The sequence below is a fragment of the Thalassolituus oleivorans MIL-1 genome, assembly GCF_000355675.1.
Classification (GTDB): Bacteria; Pseudomonadota; Gammaproteobacteria; order Pseudomonadales; family Oceanobacteraceae; genus Thalassolituus; species Thalassolituus oleivorans.
Genome location: NC_020888.1, coordinates 3,798,020 through 3,810,904 on the forward strand (window position 1 = coordinate 3,798,020; position 12,885 = coordinate 3,810,904).

Sequence of the window (12,885 nt, forward strand, 5' to 3'; positions counted from 1 at the left end):
GCTGAGCAAGTAGTGTGCCATTGCCATCAATCTAAAGACCCGCGTAAATACTGGGTTTTTAACGACCACTCATCACCACTTTGTTCCAAATTAGAGCACAAATGAGCGATCATGCACCAATAAGATGCAAATAAGGCTCTTATATGCGTAACGCGATACAAGCCCGCACATTATAGGTTCACAACGTACCGTCAGTACATGAAAATCGGCACAAAAAAAGCGCTTTCCTCTTACAAAAATTGATATCCCGTAAAGGCTCAACTTCAGGTATAATCCGGCCTCGATTTTTGAACTGACACCGGACCCTGATACCTTCCAATTACGTGACGGCGTCAGACACTCCCATCACGAAGGCTACTGTTGTGAGCAACATTCCAAGAAACATCGCCATTATTGCCCACGTTGACCATGGTAAAACTACTCTGGTAGACAAACTTTTAGAGCAATCTGGCACCCTAGATCGTAAAGATCAGGGCGGCGAGCGAGTCATGGACTCGAACGACCAAGAAAAAGAACGCGGTATTACCATTTTGGCGAAAAACACCGCCATTCGTTGGAATGATTACCCAATCAACATCGTAGACACCCCTGGACACGCCGACTTCGGTGGCGAAGTTGAGCGTGTTATGTCGATGGTTGACTCAGTATGTTTGTTGGTTGATGCCGTTGACGGTCCAATGCCACAAACTCGTTTCGTAACTCAAAAAGCGTTTGAGCGCGGCCTGCGTCCTATTGTTGTTATCAACAAGATTGACCGCCCTGGTGCTCGCCCTGATTGGGTTATGGATGAAATCTTCGATCTTTTCGACCGTCTTGGCGCGACCGAAGAGCAATTAGACTTCCCTGTTGTATATGCATCTGCGTTAAACGGTATTGCAGGTCTAGATCCAGAAGCAATGGCTGATGACATGACGCCACTGTTCCAAATGATCGTCGATCACGTAACTCCGCCAGAATTGGATCGCGAAGGTCCATTCCAAATGCAAATTTCTGCATTGGATTATGATAGCTTCGTTGGTGTTATCGGGGTTGGCCGTATCTCTCGCGGTACATTAAAGCCGGGCACTGACATTCAGCTAATCACTGCTGAAGGCGATGTGCGCAAAGGTCGTATCCAGCAAGTGAAAGGTTTCCACGGCCTAACACGCGTTGATGTTCCTGAAGCACACGCTGGTGACATCGTATGTATCTCTGGTATCGATGGCTTAAACATCTCTGACACGCTATGTGCCGTTGGTCATGTTGAAGCATTACCACAACTAAGCGTTGATGAGCCAACTGTTAGCATGACCTTCCAGGTAAACGATTCACCGTTTGCTGGTCGTGAAGGTAAATATGTTACTAGCCGCAACATCAAAGACCGTTTAGACAAAGAACTGATCCACAACGTGGCATTGCGCGTTGAACCCGGCGACTCGCCAGAGAAATTTAAAGTATCTGGCCGCGGTGAATTGCACTTATCAGTATTAATTGAATCCATGCGTCGCGAAGGCTTCGAAATGGGTATTTCAAAACCTGAAGTTGTGCAAAAAATCGTTGATGGCGAAGTTCAAGAACCGTACGAACAAGTTGTTATCGACATCGAAGAAGAGCACCAAGGTTCGATCATGGAAGAGATGGGTAACCGTCGCGCTGAAATGACCAACATGGTTCCAGATGGTAAAGGCCGTGTGCGCCTTGAGTTCATCATGCCTGCACGTGGCTTGATCGGCTTCCGTGGCTTGTTTATGACCATGACTTCTGGCTCAGGCATCCTGACCAACATCTTCGATCATTACGGCCCAGTACAATCTGGACTAGGTTCTACTCGCCACAACGGCGTACTGGTATCAATGGTTCCAGGTAAAATCTTAGGTTATGCCTTGTTCACTCTGCAGGAACGTGGTCGCTTATTTGTAGCGCCAGGTTTAGAAGTGTACGAAGGTATGATTGTTGGCTTACACAGCCGCGATAACGACCTAACGGTTAACCCAACCAAAGCGAAGCAGCTGACCAACGTTCGTGCATCAGGCACAGACGAAGCGATCAACTTGACGCCACCAGTGAAACACACCCTAGAACAAGCGTTGGAATTTATCGAAGACGACGAGCTAGTAGAAGTAACACCTACCAGCATTCGTTTACGTAAGAAGTTCTTAACTGAGAACGAGCGTAAGCGTTCGAAGACTAAGAAGAGCTAAGGTGACGCTGATCAGTCCCTAGGATTGATCACCTTACCAGCCAAACGGGCCTTTATGGCCCGTTTTTTTATTTCCTTCTACCTCAATATCGCTACATTGATCTATGATCATTAAGAAGTCTTAACGAAGCTTAGCCAATGCGTATCCCAGTCTCTTTTATCGCAACATTAGCCGCACTTTTCTTGTATCCAGCGCAAGCGGACGTGGTCGTGCATGTTGGTACTAGCTTATCAATACCTCCGTACGTTATTCCCCACAACAATAGTGGCATCACCCTAGACCTAACAAGTGAAGCGCTGGCTGCGAGCGGTTTGGACAGCGACGTTCATTACAGTAGCAATGCCGAGAACGTTGACGATTTCAATCTAGGAAAATTGAACGCATTGTTAGTAACTCAACCACAACTAACACCCAAAGCATTTTTTTCAAGCGAACCCGTGATGATCTTCCATAACGTCATCATTACCTTAAAAGACGCAGGCTATAACATTGAAAAAGTAAGTGATCTAAGCGATCTGCGCATAGGGGCTTTTAGCCTAGCCAAACAGTTGCTACCGAAACCCTTCGCCATCACCGCGGATTTGGCGCCCAGCTATATAGAATACACACAGCAAATCGAACAAGTAGAAGCGCTTTACAATGGGGATTGCGATGCCATTATTATGGATCGTCTTATTTTCCGTTATTACCTCAGCAAATTACGTCATAGAAATCCGCCAGATATGCGCTATCAAGCTTCTTATACGGCGGTAGAGCTGTTTGAACCTAGTGAATATTTTATGGCGTTCAGTAACGAAGAATACCGCAATGCCTTCGACGAAGGCATTGCTACGCTGCGTAGCAATGGACGCTATGAGAATATTATTAATAGCTACGAACAAACGCTGTCGCGGTACCTGATTCAGTAAACACCTAGCGAATAGCAGACATAAAAAAACCGGCCGAAGCCGGTTTTTTTATTTAACAGCTATTAGATATCTGCCAAAGTTTTCAGTGGGTAGTTTGCTGGGTAAGGCTTTGATGCCACCCCAGTATCAACTGCTGCTTTAGCAACAGCCGAAGAAACCACACCCAACAAGCGAGTATCAACCGCTTTAGGAATGATGTATTCGCGGCCGAATTCTAAAGATTCTAAGCCATAGGCATCCAACACTTCCTGAGCTACTGGTTCTTTCGCCAAACCAGCCAATGCTTTTGCTGCAGCCAACTTCATCTCTTCGTTAATACGCTTAGCACGCACGTCTAATGCACCACGGAAGATGAATGGGAAGCCAAGAACGTTGTTAACCTGGTTCGGGTAGTCTGAACGACCAGTTGCCATAATCGCATCTGGACGAACTTCGCTCACGATTTCAGGCATGATTTCTGGAACTGGGTTTGCGCAAGCAAAGATGATTGGATCTTTAGCCATTGCTTTGATCTGTTCGCCAGTCACCATGTTAGGGCCAGATAAACCCAAAAAGATGTCTGCACCTTCAAGTGCATCATCCACTGTGCGCTTGTCAGTCTCAACCGCGAAACCGGCTTTATATTGGTTCAAATCAGTACGGCCAGAATGGATCACGCCATTACGGTCACACATGAAGATGTTCTCTGGCTTCATACCCGCCAAAATCATCAATTTAGAGCAAGAAATTGCGGCAGCACCGGCACCAAGTACGCACATTTTTGCGTCTTCGATCTTTTTGCCAACAATTTCCAGTGCATTCATAGCACCGGCAACGGTTACGATAGCCGTACCGTGTTGGTCATCATGGAATACTGGGATGTCGCATTGTTCGATCAAAGTGCGTTCAATTTCAAAACACTCAGGCGCCTTGATATCTTCAAGGTTAATGCCGCCAAAAGTATTGGCAATACGACGAACGGTGTCGATGAAAGCTTGTGGGCTTTCTGATTCAACTTCAATATCGATTGAGTCAACACCAGCAAAACGCTTGAACAGAAGACTCTTGCCTTCCATTACTGGTTTGGAAGCCAATGGACCTAAGTTACCCAAACCAAGAATCGCCGTACCATCAGTAATAACAGCAACCAAGTTACCTTTCGCTGTATAACGGTAAGCATTTTCAGGATCGGCAGCAATTGCCTTCACTGGCTCTGCCACACCTGGGCTGTAGGCCAACGACAAATCGCGTGAGGTTTGAGCTGGCGTAGTCAGTTCAATACTGATTTTGCCTGGCTTTGGAAACTCATGATAATCCAACGCCGCTTGTTTGAAATCTTCTGACATAGTGCTTGTCCAGTTCCATCGCAATGAGTGTTGTATGCCGACCGCACCAGAACTACCAAGCGGGCACAGAGGCAAAGGGCCGAGAGTTATAACAAAAAGCGCTACCAAATTCTATACAAATAAGGTATTAGGCCTCTGAAAAGATGATCGGTATCACTAAACTGACAGATAAACCTGGCATGGCATTCGTTGCAATTACTCGCCCACCGTGCAGCTCAGCAATGCGCTTAACCAATGCCAAGCCAATACCATAGCCACCCGCTGCGTGGTCTCGAGCGGTATCAACTTGAGTGAAGGCATCAAAGATACGAGTTAACTGATCATCTGGCACACCGGGACCGCGATCTCGAATATTAATCACTAACTCATCTTGTTGGTGCTGCAGGCTAATCGTGAGTGCACTTCCTTCTGGTGCAAAGCGAATAGCATTGCGCAATAAGTTATCGAATGCCCGCTCAATCAACAACCAATCCCACATCGCCGATATGGGCTCTGCAGGCCAGTTAATCGCAGCACTTACTTGTCGCGCCGCCATCTCTAAATCCGCATCGGCTAGCCATTGCTCGAGATGCTCCTGCACCACACCATCACTGAGCTGTAGCTGATGTTGATCTTGCTCTTGCAGGCGCGCTAAATCCAACATCTGACCAATTAAGCTATCAACTTGAGTAACCGCCCGCTCAATACGAGCATGCTCTGCTCCAAGTCGATTTTCAGTGTCTTTTTTACGAGCAATACCGAGCGCGATCTGCAGGCGCGTTAATGGTGAACGTAATTCATGAGAGACATCACGCAGCAGCTGCTGATGACTGTGCAGCAAGCGCTGTAATGACGCAGCCATATCGACAACTTCATTAGTTAACGCGCCAATTTCATCGCGACGCCGACCATCAACCTTCAATGCCGACATATCAAAATCGCCGCCTCCGAGCTGTTTTACCGCATACTGCAGGCGCCGAATTGGACGAGTTAAGCTCCAAGCGAGTACAAAGCATAATATGGTCACCACCAGCACCATTGCTGCGGGTAGCATCCAACGCTCCTCATCTTCTAGGATGCTTTGCCAGCCAATGCGTGAAACGGCCACATATAGATAATCGCCACGGCGAATAGGCCCAACCAATAACCAACCGTCATTTTGCCCGCGCAAAACCTGACTGCGATCAGCCGCCTCATCAACAAACTCTTCAAGGTCGTGTGGGAGCTGGCTCACCATATCCATTGGCGCGGCAACAAGATTCCAGCCGGGGCGAATACGTCGCCACAATTTACGATCTTCAACCATGACTGGGCGCTGGCGCTCGATCATGCGCACCAACAGAAGGGTTTCGTTTGGAGTGGCTTGGCGTAAGTAATCATCCTCGATCCACAAGCCAGTGAGAACCGCTGTAAACATAGCGATAAACACCACACTCCAGAACCAAAGAAAGATGCGCAAGAACAACGAACGATACCAGCGCACCATTTAGAAAGACCTCTTTAACTCAGTGTAGTTCTTACAATTGCCGTTAAACATTAACAAGGAGATAGCCACGGCTGCGCACGGTTTTGATCCAATCAGAATCATCGTCACGTTTTCCGAGCTTTTTACGTAGGTTACTAACATGCATATCAATTGAGCGATCGTAAGCCATTAATGGCCGGCCAAGCGCGGCAATAGACAGCGTGTCTTTGTCGACTAATTCACCAACGTGTTCCATCAAACACTGCAACACGCCAAATTCGGCACCGGTAATTTGCAACTCAACGCCGTCCAATCTTGCCGTTCTGGTCGTAGGATTCAATGCAATATCGCCGACATGCAACTCTGAGGATACTTGAGGAGTGACATCGCTCGACAACTCGATGCGACGAAACAGCGCTTTGATACGCGCAACTAGCTCATGGTGATGATATGGCTTGGGAATGTAATCGTCCGCTCCATGCTCAAGCCCCAATACGCGATCAACACTCTCGCCCCGCGCCGTTAGCATAATAACAGGCACATTCGACTCGGCGCGTAGCTTGCGCAAAACCTCAAAGCCGTTCAGTTTGGGCAACATAACATCCAATAGAATCAGATTGTATTTACCGCTTAAGGCTTCTGTTAAGCCCGTCTCACCATCTTGTACCGCTGTTAACTGGAAGCCTTCCATCGACAGATATTCCTGCAATAGCTCACCCAGCTCAAAATCATCATCAATAAGTAAAATGGAGTTCATGATTCACCTCTAATTTAGGCAGATTACCCCTGCGACTCAATACGCGGTAGCCCTATTGACCCTTCCTTACCAAGAACCCAACGTTCCCGACACTAATGATCCAGTAAAGTCGCCATCCAACGCGTTTGCGGACGTGTTTCTAAGGCGATTTTGACCACCATCGTCAGAGGAATAGACAACAGCATCCCAACCGGCCCCAACACCCACCCCCAAAACACCAAAGAGACGAACACCACAAAGGACGATAAGCCCAAAGAACGCCCCATCATTCGCGGCTCAACCACATTACCGAAGAAAGTGTTGGCACCGACATAAATAGCGGCGGTAATAAGAGCATCCCCCACACCCAATTGAATTAAGGCCACCAGCACCGCGGGTACTGCCGCAATAATAGAGCCGATATTGGGAATGTAATTCAACAGAAAAGCTATTAATGCCCAGAGCGGTGCGTAGTCGACGCCGACAATCACCAAGGCAATCCCAACCATCGCCGCGGTGCCCAAACTCATCAGGGTTTTAATCATCAAATACTGCTGTACAGAATCCGTAAAGCGCTGAAAGTGCGTGAATGCTTGAGTATGATCGCCAAAGGCCTTGCGCACTTTATCGGGGAAAGACGATGCTTCCAATAGAATGAAAATGACCGCAAACAAAATCAAAAAGGTGTTAGCCAATACCCCGCCTAGCCCGTTAAAGACGCTTGCGACCATTTTCATCGCAACACCGGGATTAACATATTCACGCAAAACATTATCGGCAACCTCAATACCTTGACCGCGTAACCAAGTTACCGACTGCGTGGTGAGGGTTTGCAGCTTTTGTTCGTAAACCGGAACGTCGGCATAAAACGCATTCAACGTCTTGCCAATAAAGGTCGCCAACAGAGTCCCAACCACGGTAAAACCAAGCAAAATTATAATAAGTGCAATAAGAGTGGGCACTTTATGGCGTGTCAGCCAGCGCATCATAGGTGCCGCTAAAATAGCGATAAAAACCGCCAATAAAAAAGGTACCAGCATGCTGGCTGCACTCTTAACACCGGCAATCACAATAACAATCGCGGCTAAAATCAATACTACATTCCCGGCAACGCGATTTTCAGACGACGTCATGATGGCTCCATGCAAGCTGAGAGGACGATTGCGCTACCATACAGGAGTCGAGCAGCACCATCTACACGTCGACCAAACGCATTATCGGTCGTTTTTTAAGCAATCGAATGATGTTTTTGGTACTTTTCTACATCTTTTGTCGAATTGTTTGTGCAAAGGTATTGCAAGTAGAATAATTTTCTATAGAATTCGCGGCCTGAAATGCGGAAGTGGTGAAATTGGTAGACACGCTGGATTTAGGTTCCAGTGCCGCAAGGCGTGAGAGTTCGAGTCTCTCTTTCCGCACCAATTTACGGAGTCGTCCATGTCTGGCCTCCTTATCCTGTTAGTCTTTCTATTAACAGGTATCTCGTTACAAACTTGGTTAGATCTTCCTGTTCCCGGCTCCATCGTCGGTATGCTCACTCTCTTGTTCGTATTGATGCTATTGCGTCGCACCCCAGAAACCTTGCAAAGCACCAGCCGCGTACTGTCGCCCTTGCTACCTCTGTTTATTGTTCCGGTTAGCGTTGGCATCATCACCCAAAAAGAATTGCTCAATGAGCACGGCATCGCTCTGCTGATTATTCTCGCCGTGAGCTTGATACCAGGGGCACTGGTCTGCGCATTTATTATGACGAAGAGATCAGATTCATGATCGTCTCCTTACTGCACACCCCGCTGTTTTGGACAGCGCTCACCATCGCATCGTTTTTATTGGGCCAGCGCCTTTATCAACAACTCGGCAATAGCGCTTTCATTCCACCGATACTGACTGGCATCGTATTAATTTGCGTAACCTTAGAGCTCACCGGCACGAGTTATCAAACCTACATGCAAGGCGGTGAGTACTTGCACCTTATGCTCGGACCGGTCGTTGTGATGCTCGCCGTGCCCTTGTATCAGTTTATTCATGCCATGCGTAAAGAATGGTTACGCATTAGCTTGGCGGTGAGCCTAGGCAGCGCGACAACCGTTGGCACTGCGGTATTGTTAGTTGATTGGTGGATTGGCGATCGGGCCATTACCGCGACAATGGCAACGAAGTCCGTTACCACTCCTGTTGCGATCACATTGAGTGAGCAATTGGGCGGCATTAGTGCGCTCGCCTCTGCCTTTGTCATTGTGACTGGCGTCTTTGGCGCGCTGCTGATACCGCCCCTTCTCAAGGTTACAAAACTTAACCAACCGCAAGCCATGGGTCTCACTTTAGGTGTTTGCGCTCATGCCATTGGCACCAGTCGCGCCATTGAGCTGGGAACGCGAGAATCCGCCTACGCCGCAATGGCTATGACTTTAACCGCAACGCTGCATGCGATTGCATTACCTTGGCTAGTTTGAGCGTCAGCGTCTATGGTTAAGGGAGTTGTCCCTTAAGGAATAGAAATGACCCGCCACCTACGATCTCTGCTGCTGCTAGGAATCGGCACACTGACGAGTATGGTGCTGGTGTCAGGCGTTGTGATTTACGCCAATGAGATTCACAGCCAAACAATACGCATCGAAGCATGGGCGAAGGCGGCATTCGAAAAACTCCACGATTACTCCCCGCCGACTCTCAATCGCCAACATATTGGCCCCCTTGATCGCCCCTCATTGATTAGTCCAGGGCAAACACTGCAAATCGCTGAAGTGCAAGACAACCAACTTTATTTTTGGTACGAACAAAATAAAACCGAAACCCATATTCCGGCATCGTTGCTACGCGATGCCATCGCTGGCAGCAAAGGCTTCCGAAGAGTTACATTAAGCTCCGGTACTTACATGTTCTACCTACTGCCGATCAATCAACAATTAGGTCTAGTTGTCGGTGAACCAATAACCAAAATTCGCACCATCACCCTGCATACTTGGGCACTTATTGTTATCGCTAATGCGATTTTATTGATCATCGCCGGTGTGCTATCCCAGCACATAGTACGCCCTATCAACGAAAAAATTCGGCGCCAACTTCTGCAACACAGCCTGAGCTGGGAAAGCATGAGTGGCATTGCCCTGCGCATCAGCTCAAGTTTATATATTTTGGATGCCAATCCTCGCTTCGAATCCATGTTCGAGTTAACGACCGGCGACCGCTTAAGCGATGCAACATCAAAAGAGAAATCCAGTGATTTGGCTTTTTATGTACTGCAAGCATTACAAGAACGAAGTGTCATAGAATTCGAATGTGTTTTAGTGGATACCCAAGGCGTAAAAAGTCATTGGGCCATGTCAGCCAGTCCGTGGGACCTTGATGGTCAAGAATCCATACTCCTGTATGGAGACGATATTACTCGTCACCATCGTATGGCTTTAGAACTTCAAGCAGAACAAGAGCGAGTAAACTTATATCTAGATGCCATGCAGACCTTACTTATCATTTGCGATCACGACGGTAATGTATTGCGCATGAATCAGCAGGCAGAAGACCTCATCGCCATGCCCGGCGAAAGTTTGCACAAACAACCGATATGGTCCTTGCTGCGCACAGACGATCGCGACCGATTAAAATCCTTGTGGCAACGCCTACCTACTATCGACGGTCATCCAGTGGATCAGCTTGCACTAATCTCGTCGAGTGGCAAAGAATCCACTATCAACTGGCAATTCACCGTCGTGCGTTATCCTGACAGCGAACATATTGATATCTTGATGGCCGGTCTCGATGTCACCGAATCCATAGCCAATCAACAAGCTCTAGAAGTGGCTAACCGCCAAATCCGCGAAGCGTTAAATACCGCTAAAAATGCTAACCGCACTAAAAGCATCTTTTTGGCCAGTATGAGTCATGAAATTCGCACCCCCATGAACGGAATGCTAGGAGCAGCAGAACTGCTATTAGACTCGCCCCTAGATAAAGAACAGAGCGGTTACGTCGATATCATTCACAGCTCATGTCATGTGTTACTCGATATCATCAATGATATTTTAGACCTCTCAAAGATCGAATCAGGCAAACTCGAAATAGAAGCCGTTGACTTCGATTTAAACCAATTGTTAAACGATCTATTTCACTTATTCCATCAGCCTGCACGGAATAAAGAGCTCGCTCTTATTTACCGCTTTGATAATCAGATCCCTACCATTTGGCGAGGAGATCCAAAACGTATACGTCAAATAGTAACCAACTTACTAAGTAATGCCGTTAAATTCACCCATCAAGGCCACATTGAGCTTCATGCTGAAGGTAAGCGATTAGACGGTGACAGCTATCAACTGCAGATTCATGTTAACGACACAGGCATCGGCATCCCCCCCTCTAAGCAAGAACAGATTTTCTCGGCATTTCGCCAAGCAGATACCAGTACCAGTCGACAATACGGCGGCACCGGTCTTGGCTTAACCATCTGCCGTCACTTAGCGGTGGCCATGGGCGGCAACATCACTTTAAAAACAGCGGCAAACAAAGGCAGTTCATTTACCTTATCTCTCGCATTACCGCTGGGCGATGCCAATAAATTACAAATATTACAACCGTCTACCGTTCGACCAGTTATCGATTTTAGAACCAAAATACTGTTGGCCGAAGATAATCCCGTGAATCAAAAGATTGCCGAAAAAATGTTAACGCGAATGGGGTTACGCTGCACTTCAGTAAACAATGGGCAAGAGGCCGTGCGGGCGGTAATAAAAAGCAATTTTGACCTGATTTTAATGGACGTAAACATGCCCATTTTGGACGGCATATCCGCCACACAACAGATTCGTGATTTAGGAGCTGCGAAAAGTACAATTCCTATTCTGGCACTCACCGCCAATGCCATGATGGAAGATCGTCAACGATGCCTTGATGCCGGAATGAACGGTTTTATTAGCAAACCGATTCGAATGGATAGTTTACGTGCAGCCATCGCAAGCTTGCTGCCAAACGCAACTCAAGATAAATCCGAGAGCTAACATCTCATCCCGCTTACAACACCGCCCCTTCAAACCTTCCGGCCAAATACTCAATCGCCAGTGCCAAACCAGCAATCGCGCGGCCCTCGTTAAAATCATCGCGAGCGTACAGTTCAGGCAAATCGGAAAATTTCCAAGGCACCAGTTCGAGCGGCTCAGGCTCATCGCCTTCAAGCTTAGACGGAAACAAATCACGCGCTAACACAACATCAATACCACCGCGCATATAGCTTGGTGACAAACTCATTTTCTTTAAATAAATAAACTCGCGCGCCGCAAAACCTATTTCTTCCTGTAGCTCGCGGTTGCAGGCATCGCGCATGCTTTCACCCAAATCCACCGCGCCTTTTGGCAATGTAAGGGTGTAATCTTCAACTCCGCCGCCATACTCACGAATCAAGGCGAACGTGTCATCATCCAGCAGCGCAATCATCATCACCGCACCACTCCCCCCGGGAACTAATCGCTCATAAGTGCGTTCCACCCCGTTACTAAAACGAAGGTCAATCGACTCAATACGAAACAAGCGGCTTTCCGCCACCAGTGAACGATGCAAAATCTGTGGTTTTTTATCCATGGTGAGCCTGTTTTAATAGGAGTAATTGCAATGCTATGTTGGAGTATAACCCCATGAACCTGCCTGATTGGCAACAAATTGATACTGTTCTGCTCGACATGGATGGCACCTTACTTGATCTCCATTTCGATAATTACTTCTGGCTTGATCATCTTCCAGGAGTCTATGCCAGTCATCACGGCCTCAGCGAAGAAGAAGCCCTGAGTGAACTCAATAAAAGCTTTATTGGGCTGCGTGGCACCCTCGACTGGTACTGCCTAGATTACTGGACAGAGCTGACCGGCCTTCCCATCGCAGAACTTAAACGCGATGTACAAGATAGAATCGGTTTTCGCCCACATGTGCAAGATTTTCTGCAACGCCTGCAAAGCATGGGCAAGCGTCGCGTCATTGTTACCAACGCGCACCGCGATAGCGTTAATCTCAAAATACAACGCACCGGTTTAGATCAGCTCGTCGATCGAATTATCAGCTCCCATGATTATCGCGAACCCAAAGAAAGCCAAGCATTTTGGGATCACTTACAACGTGATGAAGGCTTCGACCCAGAGCGCACACTACTAATAGACGACAGCCAGGCTGTGTTAGAATCGGCATCTCGTTGGGGTATTCGTTATTTATTAACCATCTTCCACCCAGATAGTAAAAAAGCCCCAAGCCGAGACAGTCAATTTCCGGGCATCGACCACTTCGATGAGCTTGATTGGTAGAGCAACGACACGTTGTT

11 protein-coding genes and 1 tRNA gene are annotated in these 12,885 nt (G+C 47.6%); 7 read left to right on the forward strand and 5 right to left on the reverse strand.

Going from position 1 to position 12,885, the window contains the following annotated elements; translation table 11 throughout:
- Window positions 1-362 precede the first annotated feature (362 nt).
- The gene (typA, locus tag TOL_RS17480; RefSeq protein WP_015488705.1) at window positions 363-2,180 is read left to right on the forward strand and encodes a translational GTPase TypA; all 1,818 of its coding nucleotides are present in this window, start codon (window positions 363-365) and stop codon (window positions 2,178-2,180) included.
- A gap of 137 nt (window positions 2,181-2,317) precedes the next feature.
- Complete coding sequence (locus TOL_RS17485) at window positions 2,318-3,088, forward strand: substrate-binding periplasmic protein (protein ID WP_015488706.1); 771 nt, start codon at window positions 2,318-2,320, stop codon at window positions 3,086-3,088.
- A 62-nt stretch (window positions 3,089-3,150) separates the two neighbouring features.
- Here the strand turns inward: TOL_RS17485 and TOL_RS17490 are convergent, their stop codons facing one another.
- The 4 genes from TOL_RS17490 to TOL_RS17505 all read right to left on the reverse strand — a co-directional run bounded on the left by TOL_RS17490 (window position 3,151) and on the right by TOL_RS17505 (window position 7,726).
- Window positions 3,151-4,413, reverse strand: coding sequence for a malic enzyme-like NAD(P)-binding protein (locus tag TOL_RS17490; protein WP_015488707.1), 1,263 nt, complete (start codon window positions 4,411-4,413; stop codon window positions 3,151-3,153).
- A gap of 127 nt (window positions 4,414-4,540) precedes the next feature.
- Window positions 4,541-5,878, reverse strand: coding sequence for a HAMP domain-containing sensor histidine kinase (locus tag TOL_RS17495; RefSeq protein WP_015488708.1), 1,338 nt, complete (start codon window positions 5,876-5,878; stop codon window positions 4,541-4,543).
- A 43-nt stretch (window positions 5,879-5,921) separates the two neighbouring features.
- A complete protein-coding gene (locus TOL_RS17500) occupies window positions 5,922-6,614 on the reverse strand; it encodes a response regulator (protein ID WP_015488709.1) in 693 nt (230 codons plus the stop codon).
- Window positions 6,615-6,706: 92 nt separating this feature from the next.
- Window positions 6,707-7,726, reverse strand: a complete 1,020-nt coding sequence (locus tag TOL_RS17505) for an AI-2E family transporter (protein WP_015488710.1) — start codon at window positions 7,724-7,726, stop codon at window positions 6,707-6,709.
- Window positions 7,727-7,929: 203 nt separating this feature from the next.
- Between TOL_RS17505 and TOL_RS17510 the strand changes: the two genes are divergently transcribed.
- From TOL_RS17510 to TOL_RS18575, 4 genes are all read left to right on the forward strand, one after another.
- Window positions 7,930-8,014: transfer RNA gene (locus TOL_RS17510), tRNA-Leu, on the forward strand.
- 16 nt (window positions 8,015-8,030) lie between these two features.
- On the forward strand, window positions 8,031-8,363 hold the full coding sequence (locus tag TOL_RS17515; protein ID WP_015488711.1) for a CidA/LrgA family protein: 333 nt from the start codon (window positions 8,031-8,033) through the stop codon (window positions 8,361-8,363).
- Window positions 8,360-9,046 (forward strand): LrgB family protein, encoded by a 687-nt coding sequence (locus TOL_RS17520; RefSeq protein WP_015488712.1) that lies wholly within the window; start codon window positions 8,360-8,362, stop codon window positions 9,044-9,046. The genes TOL_RS17515 and TOL_RS17520 overlap by 4 nt, the downstream gene beginning before the upstream one ends.
- Before the next feature lie 45 nt (window positions 9,047-9,091).
- Window positions 9,092-11,581, forward strand: a complete 2,490-nt coding sequence (locus tag TOL_RS18575) for an ATP-binding protein (RefSeq protein ID WP_051052438.1) — start codon at window positions 9,092-9,094, stop codon at window positions 11,579-11,581.
- A 13-nt stretch (window positions 11,582-11,594) separates the two neighbouring features.
- Here the strand turns inward: TOL_RS18575 and nudE are convergent, their stop codons facing one another.
- A complete protein-coding gene (nudE, locus tag TOL_RS17530; RefSeq protein ID WP_015488714.1) occupies window positions 11,595-12,158 on the reverse strand; it encodes an ADP compounds hydrolase NudE in 564 nt (187 codons plus the stop codon).
- Window positions 12,159-12,211: 53 nt separating this feature from the next.
- Here nudE and yrfG point away from each other — a divergent pair, with 53 nt between their 5' ends.
- Window positions 12,212-12,868, forward strand: coding sequence for a GMP/IMP nucleotidase (yrfG, locus tag TOL_RS17535; protein WP_015488715.1), 657 nt, complete (start codon window positions 12,212-12,214; stop codon window positions 12,866-12,868).
- Window positions 12,869-12,885: the final 17 nt, after the last annotated feature.